The 18,347-nt window shown below is 58.5% G+C and carries 17 protein-coding genes; 6 read left to right on the top strand and 11 right to left on the bottom strand.

Features of this window, described 5'->3' with window-relative positions:
* Positions 1-6: 6 nt before the first annotated feature.
* From JZX89_RS26805 to JZX89_RS26795, 3 genes are all read right to left on the bottom strand, one after another.
* On the bottom strand, positions 7-1,926 hold the full coding sequence (locus JZX89_RS26805) for a beta-N-acetylhexosaminidase (RefSeq protein WP_207135937.1): 1,920 nt from the start codon (positions 1,924-1,926) through the stop codon (positions 7-9).
* A gap of 44 nt (positions 1,927-1,970) precedes the next feature.
* Positions 1,971-2,753, bottom strand: a complete 783-nt coding sequence (locus JZX89_RS26800; protein WP_207135936.1) for an SDR family oxidoreductase — start codon at positions 2,751-2,753, stop codon at positions 1,971-1,973.
* Between the two features lie 83 nt (positions 2,754-2,836).
* On the bottom strand, positions 2,837-3,700 hold the full coding sequence (locus JZX89_RS26795; RefSeq protein ID WP_207135935.1) for a MurR/RpiR family transcriptional regulator: 864 nt from the start codon (positions 3,698-3,700) through the stop codon (positions 2,837-2,839).
* A 243-nt stretch (positions 3,701-3,943) separates the two neighbouring features.
* Here JZX89_RS26795 and JZX89_RS26790 point away from each other — a divergent pair, with 243 nt between their 5' ends.
* Entirely contained in the window at positions 3,944-4,429 is a 486-nt protein-coding gene (locus JZX89_RS26790) for a hypothetical protein (protein WP_207135934.1), read from the top strand.
* 152 nt (positions 4,430-4,581) lie between these two features.
* Here JZX89_RS26790 and JZX89_RS26785 read toward each other — a convergent pair whose 3' ends face one another.
* The 5 genes from JZX89_RS26785 to JZX89_RS26765 form a co-directional block, all read right to left on the bottom strand.
* Positions 4,582-5,694, bottom strand: a complete 1,113-nt coding sequence (locus tag JZX89_RS26785) for an ABC transporter ATP-binding protein (RefSeq protein ID WP_207135933.1) — start codon at positions 5,692-5,694, stop codon at positions 4,582-4,584.
* A gap of 187 nt (positions 5,695-5,881) precedes the next feature.
* Positions 5,882-7,114: an extracellular solute-binding protein gene (locus tag JZX89_RS26780; RefSeq protein WP_149900557.1), complete on the bottom strand. Its 1,233-nt coding sequence runs from the start codon at positions 7,112-7,114 to the stop codon at positions 5,882-5,884.
* A 38-nt stretch (positions 7,115-7,152) separates the two neighbouring features.
* Positions 7,153-8,010 (bottom strand): carbohydrate ABC transporter permease, encoded by an 858-nt coding sequence (locus tag JZX89_RS26775; RefSeq protein ID WP_207135932.1) that lies wholly within the window; start codon positions 8,008-8,010, stop codon positions 7,153-7,155.
* Positions 8,007-8,891: a carbohydrate ABC transporter permease gene (locus JZX89_RS26770; RefSeq protein WP_149900555.1), complete on the bottom strand. Its 885-nt coding sequence runs from the start codon at positions 8,889-8,891 to the stop codon at positions 8,007-8,009. The genes JZX89_RS26775 and JZX89_RS26770 overlap by 4 nt, the downstream gene beginning before the upstream one ends.
* A 12-nt stretch (positions 8,892-8,903) precedes the next feature.
* A complete protein-coding gene (locus JZX89_RS26765; protein ID WP_207135931.1) occupies positions 8,904-10,085 on the bottom strand; it encodes a Gfo/Idh/MocA family protein in 1,182 nt (393 codons plus the stop codon).
* Between the two features lie 438 nt (positions 10,086-10,523).
* Between JZX89_RS26765 and JZX89_RS26760 the strand changes: the two genes are divergently transcribed.
* From JZX89_RS26760 to JZX89_RS26745, 4 genes are read left to right on the top strand one after another with little or no spacing between them, the layout of a single operon-like run.
* Entirely contained in the window at positions 10,524-11,279 is a 756-nt protein-coding gene (locus JZX89_RS26760; RefSeq protein ID WP_207135930.1) for a GntR family transcriptional regulator, read from the top strand.
* 26 nt (positions 11,280-11,305) lie between these two features.
* Entirely contained in the window at positions 11,306-12,328 is a 1,023-nt protein-coding gene (locus tag JZX89_RS26755) for an SIS domain-containing protein (RefSeq protein ID WP_207135929.1), read from the top strand.
* Positions 12,325-13,491 carry an N-acetylglucosamine-6-phosphate deacetylase gene (gene nagA / locus JZX89_RS26750; RefSeq protein ID WP_207135928.1) on the top strand — a complete coding sequence of 389 codons (1,167 nt, stop codon included), beginning with the start codon at positions 12,325-12,327 and terminating at the stop codon, positions 13,489-13,491. The genes JZX89_RS26755 and nagA overlap by 4 nt, the downstream gene beginning before the upstream one ends.
* Positions 13,492-13,494: 3 nt before the next feature.
* On the top strand, positions 13,495-14,421 hold the full coding sequence (locus JZX89_RS26745) for an ROK family protein (protein ID WP_207135927.1): 927 nt from the start codon (positions 13,495-13,497) through the stop codon (positions 14,419-14,421).
* Positions 14,422-14,427: 6 nt separating this feature from the next.
* Here the strand turns inward: JZX89_RS26745 and JZX89_RS26740 are convergent, their stop codons facing one another.
* Entirely contained in the window at positions 14,428-15,681 is a 1,254-nt protein-coding gene (locus JZX89_RS26740; protein ID WP_207135926.1) for an FAD-dependent oxidoreductase, read from the bottom strand.
* 32 nt (positions 15,682-15,713) lie between these two features.
* Entirely contained in the window at positions 15,714-16,415 is a 702-nt protein-coding gene (locus JZX89_RS26735) for a phosphatase PAP2 family protein (protein WP_153515546.1), read from the bottom strand.
* Between the two features lie 185 nt (positions 16,416-16,600).
* Between JZX89_RS26735 and dxr the strand changes: the two genes are divergently transcribed.
* Entirely contained in the window at positions 16,601-17,794 is a 1,194-nt protein-coding gene (gene dxr, locus JZX89_RS26730) for a 1-deoxy-D-xylulose-5-phosphate reductoisomerase (protein ID WP_207135925.1), read from the top strand.
* A gap of 117 nt (positions 17,795-17,911) precedes the next feature.
* Here dxr and JZX89_RS26725 read toward each other — a convergent pair whose 3' ends face one another.
* Positions 17,912-18,346 (bottom strand): hypothetical protein, encoded by a 435-nt coding sequence (locus tag JZX89_RS26725; protein WP_207135924.1) that lies wholly within the window; start codon positions 18,344-18,346, stop codon positions 17,912-17,914.
* Between the last annotated feature and the right edge of the window lies 1 nt (position 18,347).

Genomic DNA, 18,347 nt, shown 5'->3' with positions numbered 1-18,347 from the left:
CTCCCCTTAATAAACCGGGCTCAAGGGAACGATGGCAGAAAACCGCAGCCAGTCCTTCTGCGCCTTCGGCGTCCATGCCGCCTCGGCGATAGCCGGCAACCGCGGGAAAACCAGATGGTTGAAATAGGCGCGATTGAGGAAATGTTCGGACCAGATGCAGGCTTGAACACCTTTCATCCGCTCCTTCAATTCCTCCGGAAACTCACCGACGGCCTCATAGGCATAGGTATGCGAAGGCGGAACGGTGCCGGCCCAGCTCGCACCCGGCTCCTGCCAGGCTTCATCCTGCACCATGTCGAGATAATAGGCCTGACCCGGCGTCATCACCACATCGTAGCCCTGACGTGCAAGCTCAAGACCGACTTCCGGCTTCTGCCATGCCATCAGCAATGTTCCAGCCGGATCGACACCGCCGCCGTGGGAAACCTCGTCCCAGCCGGCAAGCTGGCGGCCGCGCTCATGCAGCATCCCCTGAATGCGCTTCATGAAATAGGATTGAATGCCGAAGGTGCCATCCAGCCCCACCTTTTCCATCAATGCCTTGGCAAGCGGCGAGGCCAGCCATGAACCATCCGCAACCTCATCGCCGCCAATATGGATCAGCCGCGACGGGAACAGCTCCACCATCTCGTCGAATATCTTGCCGAGGAATTCATAGGTCGGCTCGATTGCCGGGTTGAGCGCATTGTTCGGATATCCCTGCACCGAGCGATAGCTGTCGGGCGCTTCCTGCCCGTCCGTCAATTCCGGATAGGCGACGAGAGCCGCCGTGCTGTGGCCGGGAATATCAACCTCCGGCACGATTTCGACATTCAACGCGGCCGCGTGGGCAACGACCCTGCGCACGTCGTCCTGCGTGTAATAGCCCGAAACCGGCTCAGCCCCGTTGCCAAGCTGCGGCAGAAGCGGCGCATCTGGACCACGTGTCGCGCCGACAGTGGTCAGCAGCGGATAGGCCTTGATTTCGAGACGCCATGCCTCGTCATCCGTCAGATGCCAATGGAACCGGTTCATGCGCAGCCATGCGAGAATATCGATAAGCCGCACGACATCGCCGGTCGGATAAAATTGCCGCGAGACATCCAGATGGCAGCCGCGCCAGCTGTAACGCGGCGCATCACTGATGCTGCCAGACGCCGGGAACCGGAATTTGGGATCGATGCGTGCGCCATGCAGCAATTGCGCCAGAACCGTCAGGCCATATTGCAGACCGGCAGAGGCCGAATATTCCACGACCACCGCATCTTCGGAAAAGGTGATGCGATAACCTTCGGCTTCCAGCCCGCTATGCTGCTTGAAACGAAGCGGCTTTCCCTCATGAACCGGCGCAAGGCTGAAAGGCACGTGCCCCACGGCAAAAAGCCTGCGGAACAGGGAAAGCACGGTTTCCACCGCAAGAACCTCTTCCGTGCTTGCGTCTTCCGTCGGGAAAAGCGCGACAGGAAAACCCTCGCCCGGCTCGGCATTGATTTCAGCGGGCCATGGCTGAATGGCGAAAGGCAGGTCGAGCTCGCCTTCCGGAAGCAGCACCGGCGCTGGCTCGCTATGACGCCCATCCAGCATCAGATCGCCGACATCGACGGCCCGATGCGTGCCATCGGCAAGGCTGACATAGGCGGATTTCGCCCCGTCGGTGCGATGCCGGGCGGGCCTCAGGAGGCCATCGACGGTGAAGCGCCAGGATTTCCCCGCTTCGAGGACGAAACCGGCTGGCGGCGCAAACTCATGGAAATTGGCATTGCGGCGCAGATAAACGGCATTGCCGCAAACCGGCTTGTCCACCGTCCGCGTCAGCGAGGTGTAGACGATGCGAAAATCCTTCAGCGGTTCGCGGGAAAGATTGACCAGCGTGAACGTAAAGCCGCCGGATGCGGACTCTGCGAGCGGATGCCATGAATTTTCAAGACGATAATTTGTGAGCGCCATGATGCTCCCCTTCATTGCGTATTGAGCCCGTGAAAGGGCGTCGATCAGTAGTGTTCGGATTGCGAAAAAGTCCGGGCCAGCGGCGCCTGCCCCGCCGTAAGCCCGCAATCGACCGGCAGGCACACACCGCTGATGGCCTGTGCCTGTGGACCGGCCAGAAAGGCAACCGCGCTGGCCACATCTTGGGGCCGTACGATCCGCTGCAGCGGATACCAGTGCTTCGCCTCCTCAAAGACCTGCGGATTGCTGGCTGCCCGTGCTTCCCATGCCTGGGTGCGCACGGTTCCGGGCGCCACGGCGTTGCAGCGGATGCCGAATTTTCCGTATTCGACAGCGATCAGCTTCGTCAGATGGATCAGCCCGGCCTTGGCCGCGCTATAGGCCGGATGGCCGAACACCGCCATACCATTGACGGATGTGATATTGACCACTGACCCTTGTGTCCGCTTCAGCGCTTCCTCGAAAGCCCTGAAGCACAGAAACGGCGCTTCCAGATTGAGGGCATTGTCCTTGCGCCATATGTCGGCGGTCGTGTCATGCAGGCTCACGGCCCTTGCAGCACCCGCATTGTTGACGAGGGTCGCGACATCACCCAGTTCGGCAACCTCGGCGGCCAGCCGCATAAGGTCCTGCGGATCGGTGACGTCACAGGTCTTCGCAACGAAGCCAGGACCGGAAAGCTGCGAAAGCGCATGGGACAAGGCGTCGGCATCGATATCGGCGAGCACCACCTTCGCATGGCTTTCAGAAAGTGCCGCCGCAATCGCCCGGCCGATATCACCTGCCGCGCCGGTAACGACGGCGAGCTGGTCTTTCCTGTCCTTCATCTCCTACCACTCCCTTGAAGCTTTCCGACCCGCCAAAAGGCGGGATTTCAGGCAATGCAGCCCATATTTTTCGTCAGCCGCCCTCAGTCACCGAGCAATTGCCTGTCATCCGAATCGCGATGTTCCACGAGCTGCTGCTTGATGTGACGCAATGTCACCATCGACCTTTGCCGATGGTGATAAGCAGCAAGTGTCGCCAGAATATCGACGGCCGCCAGATAGGCGTAACGCGATGAGGTCGGACGGAAGATGTTGTTTCCTTCGGGCACGTTGACGGCCACGACGGTATCGGCGGCCGCAGCAAGCGGCGTGTCGCTCTGGGTCAGCGCGATGGTGGTCACCCCCATGTCCCGCGCCAGCCTGAAACACTTCACCAGCTCCATATTGCGACCGGAAAAGGAGGAACCGATGATCACGTCTTCCTTGCGCGCGGCGGCCGTCATCATCAGTTGCATGCTGTGATCGGCACTGGTGGAGACACGCAGGCCAAGGCGGAACAGCCGATTCTGGATTTCCGAGGCGATCATCGAGGAATTGCCGCCGGCACCAAAAGCATAGATCATGCCACCATTGGCGATCTTGATCGCCGCTTTTTCGGCGAGGGCGGGGTCGAGCGTCTTGTGCAGCAGGAAAAGCGCTTCCTGCGCCTTGGCAAGCACCTCCTCCGCAACATCCGACGGGCCGGTGCTTGATGGTTCCGAGGTGAGATAACGAATGCCCACATAAGCCGTCTTGGCGAGACTGACCTTGAAATCCGAAAAGCTCAGACAACCCACACGACGGCAGAAACGCGTCACCGTCGGCGGAGAAACCTCGGCACGGGCCGCAAGCTCGATGATCGAGGCATTGACGGCGAATTCGAAGTCCGAAACCAGAATATCGGCGATCCGCCGTTCCGATTGCGAGAACTGCCCCCTGTCTTCCTGTATTCTTGCGAAAATATCCATGTTCACCGGTCTCCGTTCCGCCAAAACTTAAGGCCTGGCCCCGTTACCGATGCATCCTAATCCAAGACGCCCGTCAACCGTACATACCCATGAATCGCCCATCTTTTGTCCCGATGACGACACGCCGCACATCCCTGATTTGAAAATTATTTTCTTTGTTGATTGCGAGATGAGCATATGCCAACAATCTCCGCCAGAGAAATCTCCAAATCCTGAAAATAATTTCAACAACGGACCACAACCATGCGCGATCCATTCAAAAACCCCTTTGCCAAAACAGACACCGCCCGCCATTTTATCTGGGAAATGCTGGTGACGCGGGACATCGATGCTTTCCTCGCCGCCGACTGGTCCCAGGTCGCGGATGATTTCGTCGAGGACGGCTTTCTCGGCATCAACGCCAATCGTGAGGCTAACCCGGACAATTGGCGCCTGTCCTTCCCGTCGCTCGCCGCCTATCGCGACGAGTGGCTGAAACAGGCCAAGGATTTTCAAACCCAGCAATTTGCCGAAGACCCGAGAGGCGCCATCTTCACCACAACCACGCTGGAAGAGATCGAGGTGGAAGGCGAAACCGCGCTGGTTCGCAAGAAGTTCAACGGCGGGCTTCGCAAGGCCGACGGCAGCTTCGACGTCATGAAATGGCAGACGCTCTATTATTGCCGGCTGCATGAAGGACGCTGGAAGATCAGCGGTTTCACCGGTTACATGCCCAATCCCATGCCGTGACCGCGCGGGCATGCAGGAAAGCTTCGAACGCCGGGCCAAAAGCCCGGCGTCATTTTTTCGTCTGGCAGCGACGACGGAAACCCGCCGGAAATGCATCGCATCAGAAACAGCCGGGCGCGGGAAAACAGATTTCATAGCCCGGTTCCTGCCCCTTATTGGATAAGCTTGAGGACTGAAAGGTCGACGCGCCGTTCCAGCGCAATGCCGCTTTCATCAAACAGGTGGCAATCCGATACCTTTATGCCGGTGATGATGGGTTCATCGACGACAACAGGCGCAGAACCGGAAAGCAGCGCGCAATAGTTCTCACCCGTCGGGGCGATGCCATAAGCGATCGTATTCACGCCAAGCCGCTCGATGACGCTGGGCGCGAAGTTGACGTTGAGGTCAGCCGTTTCGAGACCCGTATGTTCCGGGCGAATGCCAAGCGTCAGTTGCCCGCCTTCGAGGCCGGCGCGAGGCTCCACCGGCACGGTGATCGTCTGACCCTCATATTCGACAGTCACGCCCTCGGCGCTGACGGATTTGCAGGTGACCTTCAGGAAATTCATTTTCGGGTTGCCGATGAAGCCTGCCACAAACAGGTTCGCCGGCTTGTGGTAAAGCTCTAGCGGCGCGCCGACCTGGGCGATTTCACCGGCATTCAGCACTACGATGCGGTCGGCCATGGTCATGGCTTCCACCTGATCGTGGGTGACATAGATCATCGTCGCCTGCAACGTCCGATGAAGATTGGTGAGTTCGATGCGCATATCGGCGCGAAGCGCCGCATCGAGGTTGGAAAGCGGCTCGTCGAACAGGAATATCTTCGGCTCGCGAACGATGGCGCGGCCGATTGCGACACGCTGGCGCTGGCCGCCGGACAACATGCCGGGACGCTGCTGCAGGCGCTGGTCGAGTTGCAGGATCCTGGCAACCCCCTCGACCTTCTCCCTGATCTTGGCCTCTTCCATCTTTTCGACGCGGAGCGGAAAAGCGATATTTTCGAAAACCGTCATATGCGGATAGAGCGCATAGGACTGGAAGACCATGGCGATGCCGCGTTTGACCGGCGGCAATTCATTGACCTTCACGCCGTTAATAACGACGTCGCCGGCGGTAATATCCTCAAGGCCGGCGATCATGCGCAGCAATGTGGACTTGCCGCATCCCGAAGGGCCGACAAAAACGACGAACTCGCCATCCCTGATGTCGAGCTGAACGCCCTTGATGACTTCGAAATGTCCATAGTTCTTGCGGACGTTGTTGAGATAAAGCTGACCCAAAACTTGCCTCTCCCGTCACCAGCCGACATCAGGCTGCGCTCAGAGACGTTCCGCAATGCGAGAAAGACCGCGCTTTACCGGAACCGTTGAAAAACACGAGAAGCCCCTTCCGTCACAGCGGCTGGCATTCTCGCGGCGAATTTAAGAGGTTGCGGGCGACCTGCGCCCGCAACCGTCGCATTGTGGATTATTTATACTGCTCGAGAGCGGCAGAAGCCTTCTTCGCGGCATCCTCCGGGGTCGCCTTGCCGGTCACGACAGACTGCACCATCTCGATCATCGTATCCTGGAAGCCCTTGTAGTCGGTGAAGAGCGGCTCGGGACCACCATAGGCGATACCGTCGATCAGCGGCTTCCAGAAGGGGTCCTTGGCGATGAATTCATCAACCTTCGGCGACGGACGCAGCGGAGTGAGGCCAGCGCCGCCCTGCAGCTCATATTCGCCCTGCGGGCCGGGCGAGGTGATGAACTTGGCGAATTCGGTCGCCTTTTCTTCCACGCCGGTTCCCTTGAAGATCGCCAGGCTGTCGGTGATGAGCAGCGTGCCGGGACCCTTGGCTTCCGGGCCAAGCGGCAGCGTTGCGATGCCCCAGTTGATCTTGGTTTCCTGCAGGCGGGTGGCAGCACCCGAACCGGCCTGAATCATACCAACCTTGCCATCGAGGAAGATGGCGCGGATTTCGTTCTGCTCATAGGCGGTCGGACCTTCGACGGAATAGGGCGTGATGTCCTTGTAAGCCTTCAGCGCTGCGAGAACCTGCGGGCTGTCGACGGTGATCTTGTCGCCATCGATAACCTTGCCGTTATTGGTGTAAACCCAGTGCATGAACTGGTGCATGGTGTTGTCGAAGGTCTTGGCGGGCAGGCCATAACCGGCAATGCCGGTCTTTTCCTTGATCTGCTTGGCGAAGGCGATTTCTTCGGCCCAGGTCTTCGGCGGCACTTCCGGGTCGAGGCCCGCCTGCTTGAACAGGTCCTTGTTCCAGTAGAGCGCTTTGGTCGAGAAAGCGACCGGCACACCCCACTGCGTGTCCTCGAAGGTAACCGTGTCGACAATGTTAGGGTAATAGGTCTTCTTTTCGTCTTCCGTCATCGGCACCGGAACGATGAGATCGTTCTGTGCGAACTGCTTCAGCGTGCGCGAACCGACATAGGCCATGGCGACCGGCGTGCCGGCGGCGGCGAGCGTCGTTGCCTTGTCCTGGCACTGCGCCCAGCCAACGACCTCAGGAACAACCTTGAAGCCGGCATTCTTGCCTTCCCATTCCTTGATGTATTTTTCATGGATTGGGTCCATCTTGTCGCCGCAATAGATCCAGCTGATCTCCTTGTCGGCGGCATGTGCCGTCACCGTCGTAAGGGCAGTGGAACCGGCAAATGCGAATGCGCAAAGCGCCAATCCGTAATGTTTCAGTGCCATAATTAGTCTCCCGTTTTGGTGGTCGTTCCTGTTGTTGTTTATTTCACCGCGCCGGCGGTAAGCCCGCTGACGAGATATCGTTGCATGAAGAAGATCACGATCATGGCCGGCGCAATGCCGACGAAGCTGGCCGCCATCAACTCATTCCAGATGACTTCCTGACGACCGAAATAGGCGAACAGGCCGATGGGCAGCGGCATATATTCGGTCTTGGAATTGAAAGTGAGCGCGAAGATGAACTGCTGGGCGTAAGCGCCGATGAAGGTGGTGATGGAGACGACGGCGATGCCCGGCATCGCCAGCGGCAGGATCACCCGGCGGAAGGTGTAAAAGTAGCTCGCACCGTCCACATAGGCCGCCTCTTCCAGCTCTCGCGGAATGCGCAGCATGTAGGTGCGTAACAGCCAGATGGCGGTGGGGATCAGGAACGCGGCACCGGGAATGATCATCGCCAGATAGGTGTTCAACACGCCCATATTGCGCATCAACCGGTAGAGCGGGATCAGGAGCACCGCGCCGGAAAACATGTTGATCGCCAGAAACGCGCCGAGCAACTGTCCGCGACCACGAAACTGGAACCGGGCGAAAGCATAGGACGCCGGAACCACCAAAAGCAAAACGATGATCGTCGAGATCGTCGAGATGAAGAAGGAGTTGAAGACGTAGCGAGCAAAGCCGGGAACACTGACCCACATGGTTCGGTAGGCCTCGAAGGATCCGTTTTGCGGCCAGAACTTGTAGGGCGAGGAAAACAGCAGGCTGAGCGGTTTCAGAGAAACCAGAAAGCCTTCCACGAAGGGCGCCAGCACGAAGGTTAAAAACACCGCGACGCCACAATAGATCCCGACGATTTCATACCACCTGTAACGGTTGATCATCACATTTTTGTCGGTCATCTGGTGGCCTCCTGCGAGATACGGCTGGTGATGCGGAAGTAGAAATAGGTGAAGATCGACAGGAAGATGCAGATCAGCACGGCGCGGGCCGCACCTTCACCGTATTTGTAGGAACCGATCGCCGTTTTATAGGTATCGATGATCATCGTCGTCGTCTGGCCGGTCGGGCCGCCCTGCGTCAAAATCCAGATGATGTCGAAGGAATTGAAGGTCGAAATCAGCGAGATCATCGACATGGTGATCATGGCGGGCAGCATCAGCGGCAGCGTGATGCGGCGGAAGCGATAGGCGCGGCTGGCGCCGTCCGTCCAGGCCGCCTCGTAGAGGTCCTGCGGGATGGCCTGGATTGCAGCCAGCAGATACAGCGTCACCATCGGCACGCCGATCCACACATCGGTAATGATCGTCGCCCAGAAGGCCGTGTTACCATAGGCCAGGAACGCGACCGGGCCGTTCACCAGACCGGTGTTCTGCAGCACCCCGGAAATCATGCCGAACTGACCGTTATACATCCAGCCCCACATGAAGATGCCGATAGCCATCGGCACGATCCATGGCGGCATCGTCAGGATGCGAAACAGCGCCCTTCCGGGAACGGCCGAATTCAGCAGCACTGCACCAAATGTGCCGATGATCATCTTTATCGAGACGGAAAAGAACGTCCAGACAAAGGTCCGCGTGATGACATCGGCAAAAGTTGCGTTGAAAATCTTCTCGTAATTGATGAAGCCTATCCAGTTGGTCGTTTTTCGGAGCGACGCATCGGTAAACGACAGGATGAAGGTATCGACGAGCGGATAAGCAACGATAACCGTGATGTATAAGAGCGCCGGCAGAAGAAGAAGCCAGGCGAAGATAACCGCGCTGCGTTTCGCATCCATCGCAGCGCCCCCTTAAGCCGATTTCACGGCGGGCGATTTTGGCTGCCCGTAGAGCGCCAGGTCATATTCGTCCCAGACCGGCTTGAGGTCCACCACCTTGCGGCCGTGACGCGCTTCATCCATGGCAAGCGCCAGAATGCCGGCCTCGATCGCATCAAGTGCGGAAACCGGCAGGGGCTCACCCTTGACGATATGGGCGATCACATCCTCTGCCATCTGCTCGTCTGCGCCATAATGCTGCGAGAGCGTGGTTGCCGCCGAATAGGTCTTGGCCACGGTCTTTTCATTGGTCCGGGCATTGTGCACATTGAGGAAGCCGCGCACGAAATCACCCTCCGCCATGCCCTTGGCGCCGATGACGCAGAAACGGCGGAAATCGTCCGGGACGTTGAGATTGGTATGGAAGGCAAGCGACGCGCCGTTCTCATATTCGACGATCGCCGTCTGGTAGTCGATGATGTCGCCGTCGCTGTCGAAGACTTTTTCGGAACCCATCCAGCCGCTCGGCTTGCGATGGTAGACCTCCATGTCGTTGATACCGTCATTTTGCGGGGCATTCGCGAGCGTAAAGCTCTTGCGACCGCCGAAGCTCGACACGAAACGCGGCCGCGCACCGACAACGCCATTATAAAGATCGAGATCGTGGCAGCATTTTTCCAGCATGAAGGAGCCGGAATAATGCTCGTAACGCCGCCAGTCGCGCATGAAGAACGCACCATGATACGGTGGAATATGTTCCGAGGCCTCGATGGAAACAACATCGCCGAGCTTGCCTTCGGCCTGCGCGGCGCGCAGATCGCGGTAGAGCGGCGAATAACGCAGGACAAGGCCCACCAGAAGCCGCTCATGACCGTGCTTGTTGAGCAATCGGGCGAGCTCAAGGCTTTCCTCGATGCTGACGACGATCGGCTTTTCACTGAAGATGGTGCAACCGGCCTCAAGCCCGAGACGAATATGCTCAAGATGCATATGGTTCGGCGAGCCGATCATCAGAAGATCGAATTTTTCGTTGGCGATCAACGCCTCGGGGCTGTCATACGCCTTGCCGACCGAAATGCCCTTTTCCTGCAGACCCGGCAGACCAGCCGGAGCGGGATCGACATAACCGACGATCTCGAAATCCTTGTCGATTTCATGAAAAACGTAGCCCAGATAACCGAGACGGAATCCGAGTCCGATAATTCCCACCTTCATGAACTTTGTTCCCTGTTCATTCGTAATTCATTTTCGCAGAAGCAACCATTTCTGTGCTGGTTATTCAGTTATCTGCGATAATTTCCTGCCACGATGAAATTAATTTTCATTACGGTCAAGCTAAATTCGATTTCGCACGCCCATCCAGGACCGGAGATCAATTTTTCCCAGCGATACGAATGCGCAACAGAGCGCCTTCAACCACTGTTACAAAAACAATACCAAAAAAATGCCAATCGTCTAGAGGAATATCTACAGCAGGAAAATATTTTTGGTTAATGCGAAAATATCGAGCATTAAGCCTGATTATTCGGCAAAACATCGAACAAACCACCGATTAATCGTACAAATTCGTTAATGGTTCTATTTTGGTATTGCTGATTATGGCCTGTATGCTATAGCCAGAATTGGCCATATCGATTGCGACAGAGGTTATGGATGAACGGGGCAGTGCTTAATCTGGACGACCTGCAATCGGGAGGCGGCGGCCCGCTTTACCTGAAACTGCGTCAGACGATTGAAGACGCCATCGATGGCGGCCGCCTGAAACATGGCGACGCCCTGCCGCCCGAGCGTGACATTGCCGAAAGCGCCTGCGTCAGCCGCGTGACGGTGCGCAAGGCGGTGGACGATCTGGTACGCGACGGCCTTCTGGTTCGCAGGCACGGTTCCGGCACCTTCGTCGTCAAGCCCATCACCCGCATGCAGCAGCCACTGACCAAGCTTACCTCGTTTACGGAAGACATGCGCCGCCGGGGCATGGCCGCAAGCACGCGCTGGCTGGACAGGGGTTTGTTCTATCCGACCGGCGACGAGATGATGGCGCTCGGCCTTTCCCAATCCGCCATGGTGGCGCGGCTTACCCGCTTACGCCTTGCCAATGACCAGCCGATTGCGCTCGAAGTGACGAGCCTGCCCGGTGATCTTCTGCCCGACCCGCAGATGGTCGAGAACTCGCTTTATCTGGAGCTTGAGAAAAACGGCATTCGTCCCGTCCGTGCCATTCAGCGCATTTCCGCCCGCAATCTGACGGATGAGGAAACGCTGCTGCTCGGCGTTCCGCCGGGCTCGGCGGCGCTGTCCGTTCAGCGCATGGCCTATCTGGAAAGCGGGCGGCTCATGGAAATATCCCGCGCCCTTTACCGCAGCGACGCCTATGACCTCGTCGCCGAACTGACGATGACCTCAGAGTGAAACACACCGATCAAGGACATGAAACGATGACAACCCTGATGCGCCAGGAAATCAACGAGATTCCCGATGCCGTCGCCCGTCTGCTGGACAATGCGAAAAATGATTTTCAGGAAGCCGGCAGCCAGCTGAAAGCCCGTGACCCGGCCGTTATCGTCACCATTGCGCGGGGTTCCTCCGACCACGCCGCGCATTTCCTGAAGTATGCGATCGAATTGCAGACCGGGCTGCCGGTGGCGTCGCTTGGGCCTTCGCTCGCCTCGATCTACCAGACGAAACTACGGCTGGAACGGGCGGCGGCCTTCGCCGTGTCGCAATCGGGCAAAAGCCCTGATATCGTTGCGCTGGCGGAAAGTGCCCGCAAGGGTGGCGCACTCACCTTCTCCCTCGTCAACACCCTGCCTTCTCCGCTTGGCAATGCAGCCAATCAGGCCATCGATATCCAGGCGGGACCGGAAAAAGCGGTTGCCGCAACCAAATCCTTCGTCAATTCCATCGTCGCTGGCCTCGCGATCCTTGCCGAGTGGACGGAAGACAGCCTGCTCGCCAAGGCGGTCAGCGCCCTGCCGCAGAATTTCGCAAGAGCCGTTGCACTCGACTGGAGCCAGATCGCCGAGGCGGTGAAGGGCGAAGAATCGCTTTATATGCTGGGCCGTGGCCCCGCCCTTGCTATTGCCGCAGAAGCCGCGCTGAAATGCAAGGAAACCTGCGAGCTGCATGCGGAAGCCTACTCCTCGGCAGAAGTCATGCATGGCCCCGTTTCGCTGGTCGCACCGAAATTCCCCATCATCGCCTTTGCCGCGCGCGACCGCGCCGAGACCTCGGTGACGGATATCGCCGCAAGTCTTGCCCATAAAGGCGCCAATGTTTTCGTCACATCCGCAAAAGGCAGCCCGGCCAAACCCCTGCCCTTCGTGGAAACAAACCATCCACTGACCGATGCCCTGTTGCTGATCGCGCCGTTTTACGGCTTCATCGAGCAATTGTCGCGCGCGCGCGGCTTCAACCCGGATGCACCTGCGGCATTGAAGAAGGTCACGGAAACCCAATGAGCGGCATAAAGGCATTTGTCGGCGCCCGCATTTTCGATGGCGCCGCCTGGCACGATGGCAAGGTGCTGCTGACCAGCGATGGACATGTTACCGCCATCTCACACAACGTGCCTGCCGAAGCCGAAGTGATTGATGCGAACGGGTTACTGATCGCGCCGGGCTTCATAGACCTTCAGGTCAATGGCGGCGGCGGGGTCATGTTCAACAACCAGCCGGATGTGGACGGCATCGCCCGCATTTGCGCCGCACACGCCCAATTCGGCACCACGGCGCTGATGGTCACGCTCATCACCGACCGGCCGGATGTGACCTCCGAAGCAGCACAGGCGGGCATCGCCGCCGTTGCGGCCAATGTGCCGGGTTTCCTCGGTCTGCATTTCGAGGGGCCACATCTTTCCGTCGCACGCAAGGGCACCCATGATCCGGCGCTGATCCGCAAGATGGAAGCAGCCGATCTCGAGGTTCTGACCCGTTGCAAGGCGGAACTTGCCTTCGTGCTGACGACCATTGCCCCGGAAAACGTGACCAAGGAGCAGGTTACAGCGCTCCGAAAGGCCGGCATCGTCGTCAGCCTTGGCCACACCGACAGCGGCCTCGACGTGGCGACGGCCTATGCTGATGCCGGCGCTTCCATGGTGACCCATCTCTTCAACGCCATGAGCCCGCTCGGCCACCGCGAACCCGGTCTGGTTGGAGCCGCACTCTCGAACGGAAAACTTGATTGCGGGCTGATCGCCGATGGTTTCCATGTCGATCCCACGGCAATCGGCATTGCGCTGCGCGCCAAGAACGGCCCCGGCCGCATCTTCCTCGTCACCGATGCCATGTCCACCATCGGCACGGATGATGACGGCTTCGAACTGAACGGCCGGCGCGTCTATCGCAATGGCGGACGCCTGACACTTGCCGATGGCACGCTGGCAGGGGCGGATATCGACATGCTCTCCTGCATCCGTTTCATGCATGAGAAGATGGACACGCCGCTGGAGGAGGCCTTGAGAATGGCCTCCACTTATCCGGCAGAAGCCATCGGTGCGACGGCCAAGGGAAAACTCCAGCCCGGTTCCGATGCGGATTTCGTCTTGCTGACACCTGACCTTCAAATGCATTCCACATGGATCGACGGAGAAAAAATCCACGATGCCGCGCGTTCCGGAGCCTGAACAATGATCGTTTGTTTCGATATTGGCGGAACGACCATCAAGGGGGCGATTGCTTATGCCCCGGATGATATTCGCCCCGTGCCGCGCATACCGACGCCGAAAACCAGTTTCGAGGACTTCGCGGCCGGCCTCAAATCCGTCATCGACAATAGCGGCGGCACACCCGCCTGCGTGTCGCTGTCGATTGCCGGTGTCATCGATCCAGAAACCGGCAAGGCCACCGTTGCCAATATTCAGAGCATCCATGGCAGGGTGTTGAAAGACGAGTTGGAAAAAGCGCTCAACCTTCCCGTCATCGTTTCAAACGATGCCGATTGTTTCGTGATCGCCGAATCGGAAATCGGCTCCGGACAGGACCATCGTGTCGTCTTCGGCGTCATCCTCGGAACGGGTGTCGGCGGCGGACTGGTCATCGATGGCAGGCTCATCAACAGCGATGGCGGTTTCGCCGGCGAATGGGGCCATGGGCCGGTGGCAGCAACCCTGGCCGGCAACCCGCCGGTAGCGCTGCCGCGTTTTGAGTGCGGCTGTGGCCTCACCGGTTGCGTTGATGCCATCGGCAGCGCCCGTGGCATGGAAAAGTTGCACCTGCATCTTCACCGGCAGGAAATGACCAGCGAGGACATCATCTCCGCCTGGCAGGCGGGCGATGCGCAGGCTTCAAGAACCATCGATATTCTCGTCGATATTCTCGCCTCACCACTCGCTATGGTCATCAACGTCACCGGCGCGACCATCGTGCCTGTCGGCGGCGGGCTTTCGAATTCAAGGGCACTTCTGGCCGCTCTGGACGAAGCGGTCAGAAGCCGCGTTCTCCGGCGTTTCAACCGCCCGCTGGTCGTGCCTGCCATTTGCCGGATCGAGCCGGGGCTGATCGGCTCAGCCGTTATCGGCCTGAAATATGAGAAGGAAATCGCTCTCCCTGCCTGAGCGGTCTTATGTTTCGATCTTTTCCCGGCGAAAGCCCAGCCCGACCAGCCGGCCCGTCAAATGGGCAAAAAGCGGAAATCGCATGATCGCCCGCACGAAGGCCGGCGGACCTTTCGGCTTTTCCGCCTTCTCCGCCTGCCCCTTCTTGCGACCGATACGCATCATCCGTTGCAAAAATTGCGTGGCCTTGGTTGGGAAGGACCGCCGTTTTTCGATTGCGGCGAGATCGTCATCGGTAATGGCCCGACCGGACAAGAGCACCGGTACGAGCACATTGGCCGCAGCAACGGCATCCTGAACGGCCAGATTGACGCCGACACCGCCAACCGGCGACATGGCATGGGCCGCGTCCCCAATGCAGATCAGACCGGGTTTCCACCAGCGCTTCAGCCGGTCGATGCGAACAGTCAGCAGATGCACATCATCCCAGCTCGTAAGCTCGTCAAGCCTCTCGCGCGGGAAAGGGCAGATTTCCGCCACCCTGTCCCTGAACGCCTCAAGTCCCTGCAGCTTGATGTCCGCGAAAAACCCCTTGCGCACCACATAACCGCATTGCCAGTAATCGCCCCGGTTGATCATCACGAAACCCTGTCGCGAGCCGACATGACCCATGGTTTCGGTCGAATCGCCCGGCTGTTTCGAAAGGCGCATCCACAGCACCTCGGTCGGAATACCGAACCGCTGGATTTCGAGCCCCGCCGCCTCGCGGACGATGGAGTTGCGGCCATCCGCACCCACCACCAGATCAGCGGCGATCTCGATCACACCATCAGGTGTATTGACGATGAGACCGCCGACGCGCCCATCACGCTCGGTCAGGCCAGTGACCGGCGCATTCATCAGCAGCCGGAAGTTCTCATATTGTCCGGCCTTGCCGACGATGAAATTGAGAAAATCCCATTGCGGCATGAAGGCAATGAAGCGATAGCGGACCGGTAACCGGGAAAAATCCGCAATCGTGATGCGCTCATCGCCGATAACCGCGTTCAGCCGCGGCGCACGGGTATGCGGCAAGCTCAGAAACTCCTCGATGAAACCCAGCTGCTCCATCAGTTCAAGCGTGGAAGGGTGGATGGTATCGCCGCGAAAATCGCGCAGGAAATCTCCGTGTTTTTCGACCACCGTTACATCGATACCGCTGCGCGCAAGCAGCAGGCCAAGCATCACACCCGCCGGCCCACCGCCGGCAATGGCAACGGAGGTGCGGATGTGCTGAACCGCCTTACCGTCATTTTCCGGCGCGACTTTCGCTTCTTCCATCACATCTCTCCGTTTCCGCCCCGTAAACGTCCCTATCGTGGATCCGCTACCGGAAGATTTGCATTTTTCGGCTGCGGCCAGCCATAGGCATCGAACCGAAACAGCATTTCGGACCGGGCAAAGATAAAAGCGAAGGCCATGGCCGTCCACATACCGAGCAGCAGCCCGGCGGCAACGTCGCTTGGATAATGCGCGCCAACGATGACACGCGAAACGCCGATGACAAGGGCAAGCAAAAGAAACGCCCAGCGGAAGCGCGGCATCAGCATGGCAAAAACACCGAAAAATGCTCCTGCAGCGGTCGAATGACCAGAAGGAAAACTTTCATAGAGATTATCCCCGGTAAATGGGGTGAGGCTATAGGCGCCGATTTCCAGGAAAAGCTCCGGCCGCGCCCGTCCGATCAAGAATTTCAGCGTATGGACGAGAATGCTTGCCGTTCCGATCGTCAGAAAAAAATAGGCGAGAAGCCGCCATGCTGTTCTCAAGCGCCCCGCATAGGTCTGCGCCTGCAAAACCCGCGCGCCGACATAGGCAAGAATGGCAAGGGCGCCCGTGGAATAAAGCATCCAGCTGAAGGTTCCGAAATCGGTGATGGCGCGATTGAAGGAGACGATCGTTCCGGGCAGGGCCTGCGCGCTTTCGGAAAGACGTGGATCGAGAGGAATAAAGACCAGCACCAGCACGAGGCTTGCCGCAAAAATCCATCCGCTGGAAACCAGGAAACGTCGCATCTAAGTCCTCTCATCGTTTTTCTTGCATATGGCTTTGCCATCCGCAAAAACAATAGCCGGGCTTTATCCTTGTTATGGCTGATTTTCGCGAGTAGAGGCTAATGCATGTCACCGAAACCGTGCAGCGGTTCACAAGAATGACATGCTCTAAAAGGTGCGAACCGCACAATACCGACGGACCGAAGATGACGAATGCCAGTGAAATGCCACGCAAACTGACGATATTGGGTTCCACCGGTTCGATCGGCACCAACACGCTGGACGTCGTGCGTCAACTGGGCGGCCGCGACCAATTCCAGATCATGGCGCTGACCGGCGCGGGAAATATCGCGCTTCTGGCAGAGCAGGCGCGTCAATTCGGCGCACAGATGGTGGTGACGGCCGAAGATGACAAATACGAAGCATTAAAATCCGCCCTTGCCGGCACCGGTATAAAAGTCGCGGCTGGCAAGTCCGGCCTTGAAGAAGCGGCTTCGATGGAGGCCGGCTGGGTGATGGCGGCGATTGCCGGGACGCCCGGCCTTGCCCCGACGCTGACAGCCGCCCGGCGCGGCGCCGATATCGCCCTTGCCAACAAGGAATGCCTCGTTTCAGCCGGCGATGTTTTTCTGCGCACGGTCAAACAGGGCGGCGGCAGGCTGATCCCGGTCGATAGCGAACATAGCGCGATCTTCCAGTGCCTGACGGGGGATCACAAACAGGCCGTGGAGCGTATCGTGCTGACGGCCTCCGGCGGGCCATTCCGCACCTGGTCGCGCGACGAGATGGCCAATGTCACGGCCGATATTGCCCGCGCCCATCCCAACTGGTCGATGGGGCTGAAGGTCTCCATCGGCAGCGCCTCCATGTTCAACAAGGGGCTGGAAATGATCGAAGCGAAATACCTCTTCGATCTCAGACCCGATCAGGTGGAGGTGATCGTCCATCCGCAATCGATCATACATTCGATGGTCGGTTACAGCGACGGCTCCTATATCGCCCAGCTCGGTTCACCCGACATGCGCACCGCCATCTCCTATGCCCTCACCTATCCGCAGCGCGGCAATCTGAACGTTGAGCGGCTGGATTTCGCAAAACTGGCGCGGCTCGATTTCGAGGCACCGGATGAAGCCCGCTTCCCCGCGCTGCGGCTCGCCCGTATGGCTCTGGAGCGTGGCGGTTCACAGGGTGCTATCCTGAATGCAGCCGAAGAAACCGCCTTTCACGCCTTCGTTGCGGGCGGCATCGGCTTCCTCGACATGGCTGAAATCGTCGAAACGGTCATGAACCGCATGCATGACGGCCGCTCCGCCGCCACGATTGAAGATGTGTTTGCGGCAGACAGGGAAGCTCGGGATCATGCAATGGAAATAGTCACGGACATCGGAAAAGCGGCTTAACCGGCACGTCGTAGACACACGTTCTCAAGGGTTGGCATCACCCTGATATGCCGGCGCGCCGGCTGCCTATTCCGATATCATCCAGTAAGAGACGACGCGGATTTTGTCTGGACTGTTCTAGTGGATCGACAGCTTGAAATCCGGCAAGATCCACTGGTGAATATCATATCGTCCGACCCGGTCCGGCTCGCCCAGTTTGGCAATTGCGTCGACCTTTGTGTCCGAAAAACGAAGGTCTTTCCACAAAGACCCGCCATAGGTTTCGACACCTTTTTCATAACCCCAGCAAGCGCAACTCGTCAGCAGGTTCGGACCCTCACCAACGGAATGGCCATCGCTTTCGTTCACGAGAGCCCGGTCTTTGAAATGGAAGTCCACGCCGAACGCTGCCGCGCTGAGATCAAATATCGCCAGATCCCTGTCGAGTTTGATGGCATCCGACCAACTCACACCAAAAGGTGTCACGATCTTCGTGACGGCTTCGCTATCGAATGGCTTTGCGAGCGCGGCTATGAAATCTTCCGGTTCGGGATACTGGATCGATGTCTGCATC

The sequence above is a fragment of the Agrobacterium burrii genome (genome assembly GCF_017313405.1).
Taxonomy (GTDB): domain Bacteria; phylum Pseudomonadota; class Alphaproteobacteria; order Rhizobiales; family Rhizobiaceae; genus Agrobacterium; species Agrobacterium burrii.
The sequence above is the reverse complement of the archived record's forward strand: the minus strand, read 5'-3'. Positions and strand labels throughout refer to the sequence as shown.